Annotated in this window: 17 protein-coding genes; 12 read left to right on the top strand and 5 right to left on the bottom strand. The window is 61.3% G+C overall.

Annotation, left to right across the window (positions count from 1 at the left end; translation table 11 throughout):
• Nucleotides 1-125: 125 nt before the first annotated feature.
• From ABX75_RS02650 to ABX75_RS02615, 8 genes are all read left to right on the top strand, one after another.
• Nucleotides 126-743 carry an NUDIX domain-containing protein gene (locus tag ABX75_RS02650; protein WP_040265857.1) on the top strand — a complete coding sequence of 206 codons (618 nt, stop codon included), beginning with the start codon at nt 126-128 and terminating at the stop codon, nt 741-743.
• A complete protein-coding gene (locus tag ABX75_RS02645) occupies nt 734-1183 on the top strand; it encodes a DUF1249 domain-containing protein (protein WP_003171323.1) in 450 nt (149 codons plus the stop codon). The genes ABX75_RS02650 and ABX75_RS02645 overlap by 10 nt, the downstream gene beginning before the upstream one ends.
• Nucleotides 1184-1280: 97 nt before the next feature.
• Complete coding sequence (cpdA, locus tag ABX75_RS02640) at nt 1281-2096, top strand: 3',5'-cyclic-AMP phosphodiesterase (protein WP_047881415.1); 816 nt, start codon at nt 1281-1283, stop codon at nt 2094-2096.
• A gap of 121 nt (nt 2097-2217) precedes the next feature.
• Complete coding sequence (locus ABX75_RS02635) at nt 2218-2826, top strand: YqiA/YcfP family alpha/beta fold hydrolase (RefSeq protein WP_034095583.1); 609 nt, start codon at nt 2218-2220, stop codon at nt 2824-2826.
• 54 nt (nt 2827-2880) lie between these two features.
• The gene (gene parE / locus ABX75_RS02630; RefSeq protein WP_034095584.1) at nt 2881-4785 is read left to right on the top strand and encodes a DNA topoisomerase IV subunit B; all 1905 of its coding nucleotides are present in this window, start codon (nt 2881-2883) and stop codon (nt 4783-4785) included.
• The gene (locus ABX75_RS02625) at nt 4785-5780 is read left to right on the top strand and encodes an esterase-like activity of phytase family protein (protein WP_034111504.1); all 996 of its coding nucleotides are present in this window, start codon (nt 4785-4787) and stop codon (nt 5778-5780) included. Before parE ends, ABX75_RS02625 begins: the two co-directional genes overlap by 1 nt.
• Nucleotides 5781-5853: 73 nt before the next feature.
• Nucleotides 5854-8118 (top strand): DNA topoisomerase IV subunit A, encoded by a 2265-nt coding sequence (parC, locus tag ABX75_RS02620; RefSeq protein ID WP_047881414.1) that lies wholly within the window; start codon nt 5854-5856, stop codon nt 8116-8118.
• 177 nt (nt 8119-8295) lie between these two features.
• Nucleotides 8296-9006 carry a membrane integrity-associated transporter subunit PqiC gene (locus tag ABX75_RS02615; RefSeq protein ID WP_080758669.1) on the top strand — a complete coding sequence of 237 codons (711 nt, stop codon included), beginning with the start codon at nt 8296-8298 and terminating at the stop codon, nt 9004-9006.
• Between the two features lie 193 nt (nt 9007-9199).
• Here ABX75_RS02615 and ABX75_RS02610 read toward each other — a convergent pair whose 3' ends face one another.
• On the bottom strand, nt 9200-10732 hold the full coding sequence (locus ABX75_RS02610; protein WP_047881413.1) for an AhpA/YtjB family protein: 1533 nt from the start codon (nt 10730-10732) through the stop codon (nt 9200-9202).
• Between the two features lie 133 nt (nt 10733-10865).
• Between ABX75_RS02610 and serB the strand changes: the two genes are divergently transcribed.
• Nucleotides 10866-12080 carry a phosphoserine phosphatase SerB gene (serB, locus tag ABX75_RS02605; RefSeq protein ID WP_034095589.1) on the top strand — a complete coding sequence of 405 codons (1215 nt, stop codon included), beginning with the start codon at nt 10866-10868 and terminating at the stop codon, nt 12078-12080.
• Nucleotides 12081-12201: 121 nt separating this feature from the next.
• Here the strand turns inward: serB and asd are convergent, their stop codons facing one another.
• Genes asd through ABX75_RS02590 form a run of 3 tightly spaced genes read right to left on the bottom strand, consistent with a single transcriptional unit; the run spans nt 12202 to nt 15489 of the window.
• Nucleotides 12202-13062 (bottom strand): archaetidylserine decarboxylase, encoded by an 861-nt coding sequence (asd, locus tag ABX75_RS02600; protein WP_034111509.1) that lies wholly within the window; start codon nt 13060-13062, stop codon nt 12202-12204.
• Nucleotides 13063-13077: 15 nt separating this feature from the next.
• Nucleotides 13078-13896 carry a rhodanese-like domain-containing protein gene (locus tag ABX75_RS02595; protein ID WP_047881412.1) on the bottom strand — a complete coding sequence of 273 codons (819 nt, stop codon included), beginning with the start codon at nt 13894-13896 and terminating at the stop codon, nt 13078-13080.
• 57 nt (nt 13897-13953) lie between these two features.
• The gene (locus ABX75_RS02590) at nt 13954-15489 is read right to left on the bottom strand and encodes an HDOD domain-containing protein (protein WP_047881411.1); all 1536 of its coding nucleotides are present in this window, start codon (nt 15487-15489) and stop codon (nt 13954-13956) included.
• 167 nt (nt 15490-15656) lie between these two features.
• On the opposite strand from ABX75_RS02590, the gene motA reads away from it, so the two are divergent.
• Nucleotides 15657-16508, top strand: coding sequence for a flagellar motor stator protein MotA (gene motA, locus ABX75_RS02585; RefSeq protein ID WP_034095593.1), 852 nt, complete (start codon nt 15657-15659; stop codon nt 16506-16508).
• A 3-nt stretch (nt 16509-16511) separates the two neighbouring features.
• On the top strand, nt 16512-17528 hold the full coding sequence (motB, locus tag ABX75_RS02580; protein ID WP_047881410.1) for a flagellar motor protein MotB: 1017 nt from the start codon (nt 16512-16514) through the stop codon (nt 17526-17528).
• A gap of 66 nt (nt 17529-17594) precedes the next feature.
• Here the strand turns inward: motB and rsgA are convergent, their stop codons facing one another.
• Nucleotides 17595-18626, bottom strand: a complete 1032-nt coding sequence (gene rsgA, locus ABX75_RS02575) for a small ribosomal subunit biogenesis GTPase RsgA (RefSeq protein ID WP_034095595.1) — start codon at nt 18624-18626, stop codon at nt 17595-17597.
• Between the two features lie 109 nt (nt 18627-18735).
• On the opposite strand from rsgA, the gene orn reads away from it, so the two are divergent.
• The gene (orn, locus tag ABX75_RS02570; RefSeq protein WP_034095596.1) at nt 18736-19278 is read left to right on the top strand and encodes an oligoribonuclease; all 543 of its coding nucleotides are present in this window, start codon (nt 18736-18738) and stop codon (nt 19276-19278) included.

Genomic DNA, 19278 nt, shown 5'->3' with positions numbered 1-19278 from the left:
GCCACTAAGCTATTTAGAGTGAGTTTGACGTCCGCCGTCTATCCCGGCAACCGGAAAGGGGCTGCACCAAGGGGCGCGAGCGCGTTAGGATGGCGCGAATCGCCCAGGCATAACGAGGAAGGGATATGACGGACACTGCAAAATCGACGCCGAGTACGATTGAAATCGTTAAGCGCGACAATGCCTACAAGGGCTTCTACCAACTCGATCGCGTGCAACTGCGCCACGAGAAATTCGATGGCGGCATGAGCCGGGTGATCAACCGCGAAGTCTTCGTCCGTCACGACGCCGTGTGTGTATTGCCCTACGATCCGCAGCGCGACGAGGTGGTCTTGATCGAGCAATTTCGCGTGGGCGCCATGGGCCGCGCGGGCAACCCGTGGCTGGTGGAGATGGTCGCCGGCTTGATCGATAAGGATGAGCAACCGGAGGAGGTTGCGCACCGTGAAGCCGAGGAGGAAGCTGGGCTGACCTTCTCCGCGTTGTGGCCGATCACCAAGTATTTCCCGTCGCCCGGCGGCAGCACCGAGTTCGTCCACTTGTACCTGGGCCGTTGCGACAGCACGGGCGCAGGTGGCGTTCACGGCCTGGAAGAAGAGGCAGAAGACATCCGCGTCACCCGCTGGGCATTCGACGATGCTCTGCAAGCGGTGCGCGACGGCAGAATTTCCAACGCAGCCAGCATTATCGCCCTGCAATGGCTAGCGCTTAACCGCGCGGAAGTGAGGGGGTTATGGCAGTAAAGGCACGGGAACGTTATCGAGTCGACCTGATCGGGCTGCAAGCGGCCTGCGAGGCCAACTATGCGCGGCTGATGCGCTTGCTCCCCGACATGCGCCACGCCCCCGAGGCGCGGCGCATCGGCGTGACCCATGGCGACCAGATGCTCGGCGTACTGGCCCTGGAAGTTATCGTCAATTGCCCGTACACCACCACCCTGCGCGTGCGCCAGGAACACAGCCTGCCATGGTTGCCGGTACCGCAACTGGAAGTGCAGGTGTACCACGACGCACGCATGGCCGAAGTAATCAGCGCCGAACATGCGCGACGCTTTCGCAGCATCTATCCTTACCCGAATGTGTTCATGCATCAGCCCGATGAAAAAGCCCAGCTCAATGTGTTCCTCGGTGAATGGCTGAGCCATTGCCTGGCACTTGGGCACGAGTTCGAAGTCGTGCGGTAGATGTGAACTGCGTCTGCTTCCTTAGGTTTCCTCTTTGTGTCCTGCCCAGCATAATCGCGCCAACCGTCCATTTCTGTGATTGCCTTGGGAGAACGCCTTGCCGAGCGTATCCACCGTGAGCCCCGACGCTTCGGCGTTGCTGGTGCAACTGTCCGACAGCCACCTGTTTGCCGAGGGCGACGCCACGTTGCTGGGCATGAATACCCGCGAGAGCCTGCAGCGGGTAATCGAATTGGTGCGCGAGCAACAGCCGTCTATCGACCTGATGCTGGCCACGGGGGATCTGTCCCAGGACGGTACGCTTGAGTCGTATCAGCAGTTTCGCGCCTTGACCGCGGCCATCGACGCTCCCGCGCGCTGGATCCCCGGTAATCACGACGAACCGCTCATCATGGCCCAAGCCGCCGAGCACAGTGATTTGCTGGAACCGGTGGTCGATATCGGCCACTGGCGCGTTACCCTGCTGGACTCCGCCGTACCTGGCTCCGTGCCGGGTTATCTGGAGGACCAGCAGCTGCAATTGCTCGCTCAATCCTTGAGCGAGGCGCCGGATCGTCATCACCTGGTGTGCTTCCACCACCATCCGGTGTCGTTCGGCTGCGCATGGATGGAGCCCATCGGCTTGCGCAACCCCGAGGCCCTGTTTGCCGTGCTGGACCGCTTTCCCCAGGTAAAGGCCGTGCTCTGGGGCCACGTGCACCAGGAGATCGACCGCGAGCGCAATGGCGTGCGCCTGCTGGCGTCGCCGTCCACCTGCATCCAGTTCGCGCCGGGCAGCGAGGATTTCAAGGTCAGCGAGCAGGCACCGGGCTATCGCTGGTTGCGTATGCATGCCGATGGGCGGTTGGAGACCGGGGTGGAGCGGCTTAAAGATTTCGCCTTTACCATCGATTACGGCAGCAACGGCTATTAAAGACCGTAAACACTCCTCATAACGGTGGGAGATAGCTTGCCCCCAGTTGGATCATCGGCTGCTCACGCCACCCCGATCCCTGTAAACTGCGCCTTTTTCGCGTAAGCATGGAGAGCCCGGCATGTCGGCTTCGATCCTGTATATCCACGGCTTCAACAGCGCGCCGGCGTCCAACAAGGCCAGCCAGTTGATGGGTGTGATGGACGCTCTGGGCCTGGCCGATCAGTTGCGCGTGCCGGCCCTGCATCACCATCCACGTCAGGCAATTCCTCAATTGGAACAAGCCATTGCCCAGTTGGGGCGGCCGCTGCTGGTCGGCAGCTCCCTCGGCGGCTACTATGCAACCCATCTTGCCGAGCGCCATGGCCTCAAGGCGCTGCTGGTCAACCCGGCGGTCAGCCCCCATCGGATGTTCGACGGTTACCTGGGCATCCAGAAGAACCTCTACACCGATGAAACCTGGGAACTGACCCAGGACCATGTGACGGCGCTGGCCGAGCTGGAAGTGCCGGCTCCCCAGGATGCTGCGCGTTATCAAGTGTGGTTGCAGACCGGCGATGAAACACTGGATTATCGCCTCGCCCAGCAGTATTACCGGGCCTGTGCCTTACGCATCCAGGCCGGTGGCGATCATGGTTACCAAGGGTTTGCCCGGCAACTGCCGGCGCTGCTCAGTTTTGCCGGCATTGGCGCAGATCAGTATCAATCCTTCGATTTCTCGGCACTGTAATTGCCTTGCAAACCGCAGGTTACTTTTTAATCGAACGACTCACGATGAGACCCCATGGCCACTCCCAGCGCTAGCTCTTATAACGCCGACGCCATCGAAGTCCTCTCGGGCCTCGACCCGGTGCGCAAACGCCCCGGCATGTACACCGACACCAGTCGGCCGAACCACCTTGCCCAGGAAGTCATCGACAACAGCGTCGACGAAGCCTTGGCCGGGCACGCCAAGTCGGTGCACGTCATTCTTCATGCAGACCATTCCCTGGAAGTGTCCGACGATGGTCGCGGCATGCCCGTGGACATCCACCCAGAAGAAGGCGTGCCGGGCGTCGAGCTGATCCTTACCAAGCTGCACGCCGGCGGCAAGTTCTCCAACAAGAACTATCAGTTTTCCGGCGGCTTGCACGGCGTGGGGATTTCCGTGGTCAACGCCTTGTCCACCCTGGTGCGGGTCAAGGTCAAGCGCGATGGCAACGAGTACCAGATGACCTTCGCCGATGGCTACAAAGCCACCGACCTGGAAGTGATCGGCACCGTCGGCAAGCGCAACACCGGCACCAGCGTGTACTTCGCGCCGGACCCGAAATACTTCGATTCGCCGAAATTCTCCATCAGCCGCCTCAAGCACGTGCTCAAGGCCAAGGCCGTGTTGTGCCCGGGGCTGCTGGTCACCTTTGAAGACAAAGGCACCGGCGAGAAGGTCGAGTGGCATTACGAAGACGGCCTGCGTTCCTATTTGGAAGACTCGGTCAGCGACTTCGAACGCCTGCCCAACGAGCCGTTCTGCGGCAGCCTGGCGGGTAACAAGGAAGCCGTCGACTGGGCTCTGCTGTGGTTGCCCGAAGGCGGCGACAGCGTGCAGGAAAGTTACGTCAACCTGATCCCGACCGCCCAGGGCGGTACTCACGTCAACGGTCTGCGTCAGGGCTTGCTGGATGCCATGCGCGAATTCTGCGAATACCGCAGCCTGCTGCCGCGCGGCGTGAAGCTGGCGCCGGAAGACGTGTGGGAGCGCATCGCGTTCGTGCTCTCGATGAAGATGCAGGAGCCGCAGTTCTCCGGGCAAACCAAGGAACGCCTGTCGTCCCGTGAAGCGGCGGCGTTTGTCTCCGGGGTAGTCAAGGATGCCTTCAGCCTGTGGCTCAACGAGCATCCGGAACTGGGCCTGGCCCTGGCCGAGCTGGCGATCAACAACGCCGGGCGTCGCCTCAAGGCCAGCAAGAAAGTCGAGCGCAAGCGCATCACCCAAGGCCCAGCGCTGCCGGGCAAACTGGCCGATTGCGCCGGGCAGGATCCGATGCGCTCGGAACTGTTCCTGGTCGAAGGTGATTCCGCCGGCGGCTCCGCCAAACAAGCGCGGGACAAGGAATACCAGGCGATCCTGCCGTTGCGCGGCAAGATCCTTAACACCTGGGAAGTCGATGGCAGCGAAGTCCTGGCCAGCCAAGAAGTGCACAACATTGCCGTGGCGATCGGTGTCGACCCCGGCGCGGCCGACATGAGCCAGTTGCGCTATGGCAAGATCTGCATTCTCGCCGACGCCGACTCCGACGGCCTGCACATCGCCACCTTGCTCTGCGCGCTGTTCGTGCAGCACTTCCGTCCGCTGGTGGATGCCGGCCACGTCTACGTCGCCATGCCGCCGTTGTACCGGATCGACCTGGGTAAGGAGATCTTCTACGCCCTGGACGAAGCCGAGCGCGATGGCATCCTCGATCGTCTGGTAGCCGAAAAGAAACGCGGCAAGCCCCAGGTCACCCGATTCAAGGGCCTGGGCGAGATGAACCCGCCGCAACTGCGTGAAACCACCATGGACCCGAACACCCGGCGCCTGGTGCAGTTGACCCTGGACGATTTCGCCGCCACCAGTGAAATGATGGACATGCTGCTGGCGAAGAAGCGCGCCGGGGACCGCAAATCCTGGCTGGAATCCAAGGGCAACCTGGCCGAGGTTCTGGGCTGATGCGCACAGGCTTCGCCCTGGCGATCCTGATGTTGAGCGGGCTGGCAGCGACCACCGTCGCCGCCGCGCCCGTGGTGGAACTCAAACTCGTGTCCGAACACCCGGTGGACGGCATGCGCGGCGGCAACCTGTCGGGGCTGGCGCAGTGCGGTAACGAACTGTGGACGGTGTCCGATCGTGATGACGATCAGATCTATCGCCTGGATACCAGTGCGCCCACCTGGCAGGCCGAAGCGGTAAAGATCGAGGTGCCGCCGGTGCCGGACTCCGGCTTGCCCTGGGGGCTGCGCTCGCGTACCAAGGCTGCTTCGTTCATTCGCGGCGGTGACCTGGATTTTGAAGGCATCAGCTGTGATGGCATGGGTAATCAGTACATTGTCAGCGAAGCCCATGCCGCGGTGCTGAAGGTGCCGGTGAGCGGCGCGCCGGAATGGCTGAAAATCGCCCCCGGCATGGTGCGAGAGGCCCGCGCCAGCGGCATGTTGCTGCACTTCAATGCGTTGTTTGAAGGATTGGTGATCAACCCGGAAGGCAACCAGCTCTGGCTGGCGGCCGAGCGCGAGCGGCGCGGGCTGATCTCCATCAAGCGTGCGCAAAGCCTCTGGGATTGCGATGGCCCGTGCGTACTGCTGAGCGAGGCCGGCCAGGAAGTGCAGCCGGCCAAGTTCACCGATGCCAAGGCGGTGTCCAAGGATTTTGCCGACCTGGCGCTGTACAACGGCAAATTGTTTACCCTGGAGCGTAATGCGTTCCAGATTTGCCGGCGCGATGCGGTCACGGCCAAGGTCGAGCTGTGCTGGTCGTTCGCCGACGAAACCCTGACCCCCGAACGCCGCTACGCCCAACCCTATGGCCTGGCCGAGGCGCTGGTCATTGACGAAAGCGGGGCCTGGCTGGGTATCGACAACAATTTTGGCCCCCGGGCCGATGGTGAAAAACGCCCCATGGTCTATCGTTTCGCCGCCCCGGCCGGCGGCTGGAGCGCCCAGCCATGAATCGGCCCCTTTTTGAATCGAATCAGCGCAGCGGCAGTTCCGCTGCGCCTTACCCACTATTGATGAGGCCCGCATGAGTGACATCCTCGCAGACAGCTTAGATGGCGTAGAACGCCGGTCGCTGGCTGACTTCACCGAAAATGCCTACCTCAACTACTCCATGTACGTGATCATGGACCGTGCCTTGCCGCATATCGGCGACGGCCTGAAGCCTGTGCAACGGCGCATCATCTACGCCATGAGTGAGTTGGGCCTGGATGCCGACTCCAAGCACAAGAAGTCGGCGCGTACCGTCGGTGACGTGCTCGGTAAATTCCACCCCCACGGCGACTCGGCTTGCTACGAAGCCATGGTGCTGATGGCGCAGCCGTTCAGCTATCGCTACACACTGGTAGACGGCCAGGGTAACTGGGGTGCGCCGGACGATCCCAAGTCCTTTGCCGCCATGCGTTACACCGAAGCCCGTCTGTCGCGTTACTCCGAGGTGCTGCTCAGCGAGCTGGGCCAGGGCACGGCGGATTGGGGGCCGAACTTCGACGGCACCCTCGACGAACCCCTGGTGTTGCCGGCACGTTTGCCGAATATCCTGCTCAATGGCACCACCGGTATCGCGGTGGGCATGGCCACTGACGTGCCTCCGCACAACCTGCGCGAAGTAGCCACCGCCTGCGTGCGTCTACTGGATGAGCCGAAGGCCACCGTGGAGCAGCTCTGCGAGCATATCCAGGGTCCGGACTACCCGACCGAAGCGGAAATCATCACGCCGCGCGCCGATTTGCTGAAGATGTACGAAACCGGCAAGGGCTCGGTGCGTATGCGCGCCGTGTACCACATTGAGGACGGCGACATTATCGTCACCGCGCTGCCGCACCAGGTGTCCGGTGCCAAGGTGCTGGAGCAGATCGCCGCGCTGATGCAGGCCAAACCGTCGAAACTGCCGCAGGTCGCCGACTTGCGTGACGAGTCCGACCATGAAAACCCGTGCCGCATCGTGATTATCCCGACCAATAGCCGGGTCGATCATGAAGTGCTGATGCAACACTTGTTTGCCAGCACCGATCTGGAGTCCAGCTACCGGGTCAACGTCAACATCATTGGTCTGGACGGCAAGCCGCAGTTGAAGAACCTGCGCAACCTGCTGGTGGAGTGGCTGGAGTTCCGGATACAAACCGTTCGGCGCCGCCTGCAGTTCCGTCTGGACAAGGTCGAGCGCCGTCTGCATCTGTTGGACGGTTTGTTGATCGCTTACCTCAACCTGGATGAAGTGATTCATATCATCCGCACCGCCGAGCATCCGAAGGCCGAGCTGATCGCCCGTTTCGAGCTGAGCGAGATTCAGGCGGACTACATCCTCGACACCCGCCTGCGTCAGTTGGCGCGTCTGGAAGAGATGAAGTTGCGTGATGAACAGGATGCCTTGCTCAAGGAACAAGCCAAACTGCAAGCCCTGCTGGGTAGCGAAGCCAAGCTGAAAAAGCTGGTGCGTAGCGAACTGATCAAAGACGCCGAAACTTACGGCGATGACCGCCGCTCGCCTATCGTCGAGCGCGCCGAAGCGAAAGCTCTGACAGAAACCGAGCTACTGCCCAACGAGAAAATTACCGTCGTTCTGTCGGAAAAGGGTTGGGTTCGCTCCGCCAAAGGGCATGATATTGACGCCACTGGCCTGTCGTACAAGGCCGGTGACGGGTTCAAGACTGCAGCCGCTGGGCGTTCCAACCAGTTTGCGGTGTTTATCGACTCCACCGGGCGCAGTTACTCGGTGCCGGCCCATACTTTGCCGTCGGCACGGGGGCAGGGCGAGCCGCTGACCGGGCGTCTGACACCGCCACCGGGGGCAAATTTCGAGTGTGTGCTGCTACCGGACGATGACGCGCTGTACGTGATTGCGTCCGATGCGGGATATGGCTTCGTGGTCAAGGGGGAAGACCTGCAAGCCAAGAACAAGGCGGGCAAGGCGCTGTTGAGTCTGCCCAACAACGCCAAAGTGATCCTGCCGCGGCCGGTGCAGGACCGTGAGAACAACTGGCTGGCGTCGGTCACTACCGAAGGGCGTCTGCTGGTGTTCAAGATCAGCGACCTGCCGCAATTGGGCAAAGGTAAAGGCAACAAGATTATTGGAATCCCCGGGGAGCGGGTGGCCAGTCGCGAAGAGTACGTGACCGACATCGCCGTGATTCCGGAGGGCGCCACTCTGGTGCTCCAGGCGGGTAAGCGCACTTTGTCGCTGCGCCCTGACGACCTTGAGCACTATAAGGGCGAGCGTGGCCGCCGGGGTAATAAATTGCCTCGTGGCTTCCAGCGGGTGGATGCTTTGTTGGTTGAAACGCCCGTTTAAGGCGTTTTAGAGCCCTCGATCTACGATTTAACCCGTAGATCGACGCTTTGGCGCTGGAGTCATGGCGCATATTCACGGATGATATGGCCTCTTCAGCGCCGGCGTGGCCGAGCGTGTACAGGTTATTTTTTAGTATTACATTGTGGTTCGCCTTGTGGCAGCCACCTGGATGGGATGATGACTGCTCCACGCCTTCCTTTTATTTTTATGCTCGCTGGCCTTTTGGGGCTGGCGGGTTGCAGCACACATCAACCGGTGTCGCTGTACCAGCTGGACAGCGGAAGTCCGGCTCAGCCAGCTCAAACCGCCGGCATGGCAGTATTGCTGGGGCCGGTAATCGTCGCCGACTATCTGCAACGCGAGACCCTGCTGCAACGTCAGAACGACGGCAGCCTGCAAGGTTCCACCGATGGCCGTTGGGCGGGCAGTTTATCGTCCGACATCAACCAGCTGATGCTGCGCCAGGTGGCCGGTCAGTTGGACAGCCAACGTGTGGTCCTCGCCCCCGCGCCTGCCGGCTTTACGCCGGACGTGCAGGTGCTGCTGACCATCACTCGGTTGGACTCGGGCACTTCGCAACCGGCAATTCTCGATGCGCAGTGGCGCTTGATCGATCGCCGTGGTCAGGTGCGTGACAACCGTATCGTGCACTTGCAGGAACAGCACACCGGCAGCACCGCGTCCCAGGTCCAGGCCCAGGGCGTGCTCTTGCAGCACTTGGCGCAGCAACTGTCTGTGGCGCTCAAGCCATTGGCCAACCAGCCCCCGATTGCCGCCGAGGCCCCGCGCAAACAAGCGCCGGCCCAGGCCAAGCCGGTTGCTCCGGAAAAGCCCAAGATGCCGATGGCCACGCCGATTCGTACCGATATGGAAGTGTTCAGGTTTTGATCTGAATGCCACACAAACAAAAGGCCCGCTGATTCAGCGGGCCTTTTGTTTGTGTGCGATTTACTTGAAGTATTTAGGGATCCAAATGTGGGAGGGGGCTTGCCTCCGATAGCAGTGGGTCAGTCAGACCAGCTGTCACTGACACATCGCCATCGGGGGCAAGCCCCCTCCCACATTGAACTTGCGGTTTGCTTTAAGGCTTTGTGCGGGTCTCATGCATCCGCGCTAACTGACGCTCCAGCATCGACGGATACGGTTCCATCAAACGTTCCACACAGCTTGCGCCTTCGGGGCTGGCAATCGGGCGGATACGGGCGCGCTGGCGAATCAGCGGGTCTTCGCTGATCTTGCGCTCCACCAGCAGCAGGTTACGGCTGTGTTGGGACAAGGCCAGCGCGTCCTGGGCGATTTCGGTGAGCAGCAGGTCGATCTGGCTCATGCCGAACAGATCGTCGCCCACTGTCAGGCCCAGTTGCAGTTGCAGGGTGATGCCACTGTCCGCCACTTCGATCTGCAGGGCATGGCCCAAGGCGCGCAGCAGCTCGCCGCAGCAGATGGCGTTGGTCAGGTAGTCTTCACCGCTGTCTTCGCTGTGGAACAGCATCAAGGTGCTGCCATCGTTGAGGGTGTGCAGTTCGCTCTGGTATAGCGAGGCGGCCTGGTCGAGGCAGTCGCGGTAGCGCTCCAGCAATTCCGTCAGGCGTGCGCGGGGCAAGCGACGCAGTTGGTCCTGGGCGCCGAGTTGTACGGCCAGTACCGCGCTGTGCTGGGGCTCGGCGTTCTTTACTGGTACGGCTTTGGGTGCAACTGCCGGGCTGCTGGCCGCGGTATCGCGCAGATCAGCGAACGGGTCTTCGTCGTCCAACTCATCCTCTTCGGCGATAAGTGCCCTGCGTGTCGCCGGCTTGAGACCTGCCACCGGCGGCTTTTCGTCGAAGCCCGGATCGCGCAGGTCGCGTACTTCGAATTCGGGTTCGTCGTCGTAATCGGTGTCGTCGAATTCGGGTTCCGGTTCAACTTCGCGAACCACCGGCTCCGGGGCGAAGCTGGCGTGGAGTTGGCGGGCAAGGTCGCCGATTTCATCCTGGCGGTCGGTGGCCGGGGTGTGTTCGTCGATATCCCGCAGCCAGATGCGCAGTTGCATCAGCGGTGTCGAGATATGACGACCCAGGCGCAGGCTCAAGGCCAGGGCCAGGGCCAGCAGAATCGCGCTCAGGATGCCCATGCTTTGCAGGCTGATGGTCATCGGCTGTTGGAATTGCTGCATATCCAGGCTGATGCGCAACTGGCCGGCTTTCACATCTTGAAAGGTGATATTGCTTTGATACAGGCCTTCGGCCTCACCCAACAAGCCGTTCTTCGGGCGCTGGCCGGCTTCGGCCATGATCCGGTTGTCGACGCTGTAGATGGCGGCGTGGGCCACCAGCGGATTCTTGGTGAGGTTATTGAGCAGCACGTTGAGACTGAGGATGTCGTTGGACACCAGCAGCTCGGTCGCCGAGGTGGCGGTCTGGGTGGTCAAGCTTTCGCCCAGGGCGTCGGCTTGCTCGTGCATGGCCTGTTTGAACTGCAAACCCATTACGCAGGCGTAGATCACCAGGGCCAGGGCGACCAGGATCACGTTATGGCTGGCGATGCGTAATGCGATCGGTACACGGCGGTGGCGCAGTGCCCGGAAGATCAGCAGGAAGAAGTTGTCGGTTTTTACTGGCGTGGGCCGGTTCACTTGAGCTCGGCTCTTGGTCCGTGAAGTTGACGCGCAGTATAGCGACAGGCCCATGACCGGCAAAGCGCTGGCTGTGCCCGATGGTCACTGAAAGTGGGTAGAATGCGGTTTTTTTCCAGCCTGGGGGTGCGCCTTGCGCGAAATTGTCCTGATTAACATCACTGGGGAAGACCGCCCGGGTCTTACCGCTGCCATTACCGGTGTGCTGGCCCAGGGTGGTGTGAACATTCTCGACATCGGCCAGGCCGTGATCCACGACACCCTGTCGTTCGGCATCCTGGTGGAAATTCCCAGCAACGAGCAGTCATCGTCCGTGCTCAAGGACATCCTGTTTACCGCGTACAAGCTGGATCAACAGGTACGTTTCACTCCGGTATCCGAAGCGGACTACCAGCATTGGGTGGCCGGCCAGGGCAAGAAACGCCATATCGTCACGTTGTTGACCCGCAAGGTCACCGCTGAACAACTGCAGCGCGTCAGCTCCATCACCGCCCAATACGGCTTGAATATCGACCATATCGACCGTCTGTCGGGGCGCATGCCATTGGACACGCCGGCCGACCAGGGCAAAGGCTGCATCGAGTTTTCCGTGCGTGGCGAGCCGGCAGACCCGCAGGCCCTGCGCGCGGAATTCCTCAGCGTCGCTCAGGAGTTGAATGTCGATATCGCCTTCCAGGAGGATTCGCTGTTCCGCCGCAACCGCCGCCTGGCGGTGTTCGATATGGACTCCACTTTGATCGAAGCCGAAGTCATCGACGAACTGGCCAAGGCTGCCGGTGTGGGCGATCAAGTCAGCGCCATCACTGAGCGTGCCATGGCCGGCGAGCTGGACTTCCGCGCCAGCTTCAAGGAGCGCTTGGCACTGCTCAAAGGCCTGGATGTGAGCGTGCTGGATTCCATTGGCGCTTCCCTGCGCCTGACCGAAGGCGCCGAAACCCTGTTCGCCGAACTCAAGCGCCTGGGTTACAAAACCGCGATCTTGTCCGGCGGCTTTACCTACTTCGCCAAGCAATTACAGGCCAAACTGGGCATCGATTACGTATTCGCCAACGAGTTGGAAGTGGTCGACGGCAAAGTGACCGGCGTGGCGGTCGAGCCGATTGTCGACGCGCAACGCAAGGCCGACCTGCTCAAGGAGCTGGCGCACAAGGAAGGGTTGCGTCTGGAGCAGACCATCGCGGTAGGCGACGGTGCCAACGATTTGCCGATGCTGGCGATTGCCGGGTTGGGCGTGGCGTTCCGGGCCAAGCCGCTGGTCAAACAGTCGGCCAAGCAGGCCATTTCGACCCTGGGGTTGGACGGTGTGCTGTATCTGCTGGGCTTTCGCGACCGCGACGGTCAGCTCTGACGGTCAGAAATGTAGGAGGGGGCTTGCCCCCGATAGCGGTAGATCAGTCACTTTGATGTTGACTGATACTCAGCTATCGGGGGCGAGCCCCCTCTCACGTTGGATCTCTGCAAATATTGGATCAGGCTTTCGGCAGGCCGATCCCTTGACCCATCTGCACCGGCGAACCGGCCAGCAGCGCTTCTGACCACTGCACTTGATCCGGCCCGAACAGCACGATCGCGGTGGAACCCAACTTGAAACGTCCCAGCTCCGCACCTTTTTCCAGGTGGATCGGCGCGCGGGCGGCTTCGTCATAGCGGAAGGTTTTCAGCTCGCGCTTGGGGGGCGTAACCAGGCCGGCCCACACGGTTTCAATCGACGCCACGATCATTGCGCCCACCAGCACCACAGCCATCGGGCCGCGTTCGGTGTCGAACAGGCAGACCACTCGCTCGTTACGCGCAAACAGCTCCGGCACGTTTTCGGCGGTGGTCTGGTTGACCGAGAAAATCCGCCCCGGCACATAGACCATCTCGCGCAGCGTGCCGGCCAGCGGCATGTGCACGCGGTGATAGTCCTTCGGCGACAGGTAAATAGTGGCGAAATCGCCGCCCATGAAAGGCGTCGCCATGGCAGCATCGCCGCCCAGCAATTCCAATACGCTGAAGCTATGGCCTTTGGCCTGGAACACACGGCCATGCTCGATCGGGCCCAGTTGGCTGACTGCGCCGTCGGCGGGGCTCAGCACGGCGCCGGGAGTGGGGTCGAGTGGGCGCGCGCCGTCTTTCAAGGCGCGGGTGAAAAACGCATTGAAGTGCTCATAAGCGGTCACGTCCTCCACCAGTGCCTGGGACATATCCACTTGATAGCGCTTGGCGAACCATGTGGTGAAGGCATTTTTGAACCAGCGCACGCGGCACTCGGCCACGCAACCGGCCAGACGCGACAGCAAATGGTGCGGCAGCAAGTACTGGCTGAGGATAAACAACTGCTTTTTCATAACTGTCCTTAAACCTTAAGTCTTTTCAACGGGCGTGTCGGGGTGATTGCCCCATTCGCCCCAGGAACCGGCATAACCTTTGACTCGCGGATAACCGAGCGCCTTGGCCACCAGGTAGGTGAAGCCAGAGCGATGGTGAGTCTGGCAATGGGTGATGATTTCTTTGTCGGGCGTCAGGCCCAGTTTTTCAAGAATCTGTGGCATGTCGCGGCGGATGCGCAGGTTGCGCGCCTTATCCATGCCTTCAGTCCATTCGAAGTTGACCGCACCGGGGATATGCCCGCCCTTGGCCGCGAGCACCTTCTCGCCGGAATACTCCAGCGGGCCGCGCGCGTCCCAGATGCCCAGGTCGGCAGCGCCAAGACGGCTTTGCAGGTATTCGCGGGTGGCGGTGGGGCCATCGTGCAACGTGACGCTGACCGGGCCGCCGGCCGACGGGGGGGCGTCGGTGGAGACGGGCTGGCCGTCTGCCAACCATGCCAGCAGGCCGCCGTCGAGATAGTGGTATTTCTGATGGCCGATCACGTCGAGCAACCAGATAAAACGCCCGGCCCAGCCGCCGCCTTCGTCGTCGTAGACCACGTAGGTCGCATCCGGCGTGTGGCCGAGTTCGCCAAACAGCTTTTCCAGGTCCGCCTTGCTCGGCAGCAGGCCCGGAGCCGGCGGTTGGCCCAGTTGGGTGCGTTTGGGGTCAACGAAGTGCGCGCCGGGGATATGCCCTTCGGCGTAGCGGGCGGCGCTGGTGAGGTCCACCACGATCAGGTGTTCGGCACCCAGGCGACTTTGCAGGTCGGCGGATTCGATCACCAGCGGCAAGCCAGAGAAGTCAGGCATGTGAGGTCTCCTGGGCATAAAAGTTGGCGATAAAGGATGGCGATTGTAGCGCAAGCATCAGGCGCCGCGGTTGGTAAAGCAGTGCAAGGCCTTTTCGATGCATTGAGCGGTTTTGCCGAACGCCTGTACGGTGGTTTCCGAGAACGGACCGCCGCCCTGGTCGGCCACCATCAGCATCACGACTTTGCCGTTGCAGCTCAGGGAGCGCAGCAGCAAGTGTTCGCCATTGAACAGGCGGCGCAGGATCGGCGGCAGCAGCGCGGAGAACTGCGCGTGGTTGTCCGGTGTGAAGCGCACCTGGGCGGATTTCTCCAGCAGACGCTGGAGCATTGTGCTGTGGACCACATCCAGGCTCAGGTTGGCGGCATCCTTGGGTAGGCCGTCAACCTGATGCACGCGCAGGGTGCTTTGGGCGCGGTCGGTCATCAACAGCATCACCCGTTGCATGCCGCTGGCGACCAGCGCCTCTTTGGCGCAGGTGGTCAGGTGCATGGCGTTGGCAAAGCGGCTCGGCTCCATCAGCAGTTCGGTGCAGCGGCTGCGCCACACGGCCAGCGCCTCGGCGGTGGGCGGCGGGGCGGGCAGTAAACCACGGTGGATCTTCTGCACATGCCACGGCCAGATCAACGACAGCGCCGGGTGCCAGAGATCGGGCATCAGCGTGGTGCGGGCGCTGGTCACTGCCTGTTGATGGACTTGCTGTTGTACTTCGGCCAAGGGTTGTTGCAGGTACAGAGCGGTGAGGAATTGCCAGCGCTGCGTGTGCGGGCAGGTCCAGGATTCTTGGGCGGACATCGCTAGGCCATTGGCCAGCAGTACGGTGTTGGCCGGCTGGTTCAGCCAGCGGCGCAGATGGGGGGCGGCGTCCAGCAATTGCTGTTGGTGCAGTGGGTCTTCGTCACGGGCGATACGCAGCGCCTTGACCAACATGCGTTGCTCATTCAGCAGCAGGGTATAACCCTGGGATACCCACATTGGCAGGTGCCAGGCTTCGGTCAGGCCGATGCACAAGTCCAGCAGGCGTACGCCGAATAACTGCTGTTCAACCACGCGCGCCGACTCACCCTTGTGGATAACCCGCAGCTCCCATTCTTCCAACAGCTTGGGATAAGCCACCGCCATCGGCCACAGCGGCGACAAAAACAGCAGGCTGCCCCAATGAATGTCTTGCCACAGTCGCGCCAATCGGCTGCCGAACAGACCGTTGGCTTGCTGCGAGGCGTGCTGACTGACCAACAATAGCTGGCGCAACGCCACGGGAATGTCTTGGGCGGGTACCGACGGCAAACGTGCCAGCAGTTCCTCGGCGCGCTTGAGGCCCAGGCGGTTGAGTGCCACTTCGAGGTTTTCCGCCGGTTCGGCTAGGCTGCCATGGGTATGGCTGTTGGCCTCGCGCATCACGCTGAGCACCAGCGCCGGGCTGTTTTGCATCAGCTCGGCAATATCTCGCAACGAACTGCGGTTGTCGCGGATGGCTTTGCACACACGGTCGTGGCTGGTCTGTGGAACGGGCAGGCGCACCTCGTCCAGACGCTTGATCCAGTCGGGGAGGGAAGCAGGTTTTGCAGTTGGGTCGATTTTTTGTTTGGCCATGGTAGGGGCGCGATCATCACTTGCGGTCAACACGCCCAGAGCGGGCCGAACTGGCTTTTCGCCTTAACGGGCTATAGTCTGGCGCAGTTTTGCCGATAAGTAGAACAAGAGTTTTTCAGTTCCCCCAAATATGTCCATGAACCTGACGGCGCAAGTACTCATCTCCTATGGCTAAAATTATCGGCATCATCGTCGTCCTCGCGAGCGTGCTCGGCGGTTACGTCCTTTCCCACGGTAAGATCGCCGCGCTGATCCAACCTTTCGAAGTGATGATCATCGGCGGGGCGGCATTTGGTGCATTCCTGCAAGCCAACCCTGGGTACATGACCATGCACGTGGTCAAGAAGTCCCTGAGCATGTTCGGCTCGCGCTTCTCCCACACGTTCTATCTGGAAGTGCTGGGCCTGGTCTACGAGATCCTCAACAAGAGCCGCCGCGAGGGCATGATGGCCATTGAGGCCGACATCGAAGACGCCGCCGCCAGCCCGATTTTCGCCAAGTACCCGGCCGTGCTCAAAGACGAGCGCATGACCGCCTATATCTGTGATTACCTGCGCATCATGTCCTCCGGCAACATGGCCCCCCATGAGCTGGAAGGGTTGTTCGATATGGAACTGTTCAGCCTCAAAGAAGAACTGGAGCACCCGTCTCACGCGGTGACCGGCATCGCCGACGGCATGCCCGGCTTCGGTATCGTGGCGGCGGTACTCGGTATCGTGGTGACCATGGCCTCGCTGGGCGAGGGTGATCAGGCGGCCATCGGTATGCACGTAGGTGCGGCCTTGGTGGGTACCTTCTTCGGTATTCTCGCGGCTTACGGTTTCTTCGGTCCGCTGGCGACTTCCCTGGCCCACGACGCCAAGGAAGAGATCAACCTGTACGAATCGATCAAGGCCAGCCTGGTGGCGTCCGCTTCCGGCATGCCGCCTTCGCTGGCGGTGGAGTTCGGTCGCAAGGTGCTGTACCCCAAGCATCGCCCAAGCTTCGCCGAGCTGGAACAAGCGGTTCGCGGTCGCTAAGCCATGGAAAACAACCAGCCGATAATCATCAAGCGCGTCAAGCGCTTCGCTGCGGGGCACCATGGTGGTGCCTGGAAAATCGCCTTCGCCGACTTTGCGACGGCGATGATGGCGTTCTTTCTGGTGCTGTGGCTGATGTCTACCGCCACGCCTGAGCAGAAGATCGCCATCGCCGGCTACTTCAAAGACCCCATCGGTTTCTCGGAAAGCGGCACGCCCTTTGTGATCGACCTGGGCGGCTCGCCTCAACTGGCGCCTGAACGCACCATCAACCCGGAAGTGAAGACCGAGGCGCCTCAGGAGAAAATCCCGATTGAGCGCGATACGGTCGAGTCCATGGCCGAACAGGTCGAGCAGGAGCGTCTTGAGCTACTGCTGCAGGAGTTGCAGAACAAGGTTGAGGAAAACCCACAACTGCTGAAGTTCAAGGACCAGATTTCTTTCGAGATCACCCCCGAGGGTTTGCGCATCCAGATCACCGACGCCGCCAACCGGCCGATGTTCGATTCCGGCAGTGCGCGTTTGAAGCCGTACTTCGAGGACATCCTGCTGGCCATGGCCGACACCATCAAAGCGGTGCCGAACAAGATCAGCATCAGCGGCCATACCGACGCCAAGCCTTATGCGGGCCAGGGCGACTTCGGCAACTGGGAGCTTTCTGCCAACCGCGCCAACGCGGCCCGTCGTGCCCTGGTGGCCGGCAGCTACCCAGACGCGCAAGTGGCGCGAGTGGTGGGTTTTGCCTCTTCGCAACTGTTTGATGCGAAGGACCCGTTCAACCCGATCAACCGGCGCATTGACATCGTTGTGCTGACCAAAAAGGCTCAGCGTGCGATCGAAGGCGATCAACCCCCGCCGGTGCCGGCTCCAGGCGCTGGCGCGCCAGGTGACGTACCGGCTGACCCGAACGCTATCCCGCCAGGGCAGGAGCCGTTGCCGGCCCATGAACTGCGGCAGAAATTGAATCTGTTCGATGACGGTGGGGTGAAAGACCCGACGGTGCCCAAAGCGGGCTCTTAAGCTGTATATGCAAAGGCCGCGATCATCGCGGCCTTTTCACATCTTCCTCGCAGGGCAAGGAACCGGTCAGTAACTGCTCTCAGGCAAGCTCGCAATGATCGACCGATAGCTGTTCATCCGCTGCTGTTGCACGCGGCCATCTTCCAGGGCCTTGAGCAGGGCACAGCCCGGTTCGCGGTCGTGCTTGCAGTCACGGAAGCGGCAGGTGCCGATCAGGTCGTTGAATTCGATAAAGCCGGCTTCCACATCGCTGCGGCTGACGTGGCCGAGGCCGAATTCGCGGATACCTGGGGAGTCGATCAGCTCACCGCCGCCGGGGAAGTGAAACAGTCGCGCGGTGGTGGTGGTGTGGGTGCCCTGGCCGGACAGCTCCGACAGCGGCCCTACTCGGGTTTCGACTTCCGGCAGCAGGCTGTTGACCAGCGACGACTTGCCGACGCCGGACTGGCCTACGAACACGCTGATGCGCCCGTCCAACTGTTGTTGCAGTTGTTCCATGCCATTGCCGTGATGGGCCGAGACTTCCAGCACCGGGTAGCCTAGGGTGCGGTAGACCGCCAACAACGCATTGAGCGCCGGAGCATTCTGTTCGTCGATCAGGTCGAATTTGTTCAACAGCAGCAGTGGGCGAATGCCAGCGTGCTCGGCGGCCACCAGGTAGCGGTCGATCAGGTTGGCATGGGGCTCGGGCAGCGGCGCGAAAACAATCACGATCATGTCGACGTTGGCCGCCACCGGCTTGAGCTGGCCGCGACTGTCGGGGCGGCGCAGTTCAGTGCTGCGGGGCAACTGGGCGACGATCACGCCGATCCCCTGGTTGCCAGCACGCCAGACCACGCGGTCGCCGGTGACCAGCGCCGGCAGGTTGGCGCGCAAGTGACAACGGAACACCTGACCGGCGAGTTCGCCTTCCAGCGCCTCGACTTCGACCTGCACGCCAAAGTGCGCGATCACCAGACCCGTTTGTTCGGGGCCCAGGTCGCCGCCCTCAAGCGCTTCCACGGCGGAGGATTCACGTTTGGCGGCGCGGGCAGCGCGTTCGCCTTGAATCTTTTCGATGCGCCAGTTTTGGCGACGGTTGAGCTGGCGTTTGGCCATTGGTGTTCCGTATCGATAATGCAAAGGTTTGGGTGAAACGGTCGCGAGTCTAGCACGCCCCCGCCTGCTAAACTGCGCAGCTACGCCAAGGTGCCAAGAGAAACGAGCCATGCAAAACCCACAGAACCTGATTTGGATCGATCTGGAAATGACCGGTCTGAACCCCGACACCGACGTCATCATCGAGATGGCGACGATTGTTACCGACAGCAACCTCAATACCTTGGCCGAAGGTCCGGTGATCGCCATCCACCACAGCGATGCGGTGCTAGCCACCATGGATGAGTGGAATACCCGCACCCATGGCAATTCCGGCCTGACCCAGCGCGTGCGCGACAGTCGCATCAGCATGGCCGAGGCTGAAGCCCAGACCATCGCCTTCCTGGAGCAGTGGGTACCCAAGGGCAAGTCGCCGATCTGCGGCAACAGCATCTGCCAGGATCGTCGCTTCCTTTATACCCATATGAAAGCGCTGGAAAGCTACTTCCATTACCGCAACCTGGACGTGTCCACACTCAAGGAACTGGCTGCGCGCTGGGCGCCGGAAGTCAAAGACAGTTTCCACAAGGGCAGCACTCACCTGGCGCTGGACGATATTCGCGAATCGATTGCCGAACTGCAGCATTACCGCAAGCACTTCATCAAGGCTTGA

It is taken from the genome of Pseudomonas sp. ARP3, from assembly GCF_001029595.1.
Classification (GTDB): Bacteria; Pseudomonadota; Gammaproteobacteria; order Pseudomonadales; family Pseudomonadaceae; genus Aquipseudomonas; species Aquipseudomonas rhodesiae.
This window is presented reverse-complemented; position numbering and strand designations above follow the sequence as displayed.

Coding starts and splice junctions, on each gene's coding strand:
- ABX75_RS02615 (WP_080758669.1), top strand. CDS start 8,296: ATGACTGCTCCACGCCTTCCTTTTATTTTTATGCTCGCTGGCCTTTTG.
- ABX75_RS02650 (WP_040265857.1), top strand. CDS start 126: ATGACGGACACTGCAAAATCGACGCCGAGTACGATTGAAATCGTTAAG.
- motB (WP_047881410.1), top strand. CDS start 16,512: ATGGAAAACAACCAGCCGATAATCATCAAGCGCGTCAAGCGCTTCGCT.
- ABX75_RS02645 (WP_003171323.1), top strand. CDS start 734: ATGGCAGTAAAGGCACGGGAACGTTATCGAGTCGACCTGATCGGGCTG.
- asd (WP_034111509.1), bottom strand. CDS start 13,062: ATGAAAAAGCAGTTGTTTATCCTCAGCCAGTACTTGCTGCCGCACCAT.
- parC (WP_047881414.1), top strand. CDS start 5,854: ATGAGTGACATCCTCGCAGACAGCTTAGATGGCGTAGAACGCCGGTCG.
- motA (WP_034095593.1), top strand. CDS start 15,657: ATGGCTAAAATTATCGGCATCATCGTCGTCCTCGCGAGCGTGCTCGGC.
- rsgA (WP_034095595.1), bottom strand. CDS start 18,626: ATGGCCAAACGCCAGCTCAACCGTCGCCAAAACTGGCGCATCGAAAAG.
- ABX75_RS02590 (WP_047881411.1), bottom strand. CDS start 15,489: ATGGCCAAACAAAAAATCGACCCAACTGCAAAACCTGCTTCCCTCCCC.
- parE (WP_034095584.1), top strand. CDS start 2,881: ATGGCCACTCCCAGCGCTAGCTCTTATAACGCCGACGCCATCGAAGTC.
- ABX75_RS02635 (WP_034095583.1), top strand. CDS start 2,218: ATGTCGGCTTCGATCCTGTATATCCACGGCTTCAACAGCGCGCCGGCG.
- orn (WP_034095596.1), top strand. CDS start 18,736: ATGCAAAACCCACAGAACCTGATTTGGATCGATCTGGAAATGACCGGT.
- ABX75_RS02625 (WP_034111504.1), top strand. CDS start 4,785: ATGCGCACAGGCTTCGCCCTGGCGATCCTGATGTTGAGCGGGCTGGCA.
- ABX75_RS02595 (WP_047881412.1), bottom strand. CDS start 13,896: ATGCCTGACTTCTCTGGCTTGCCGCTGGTGATCGAATCCGCCGACCTG.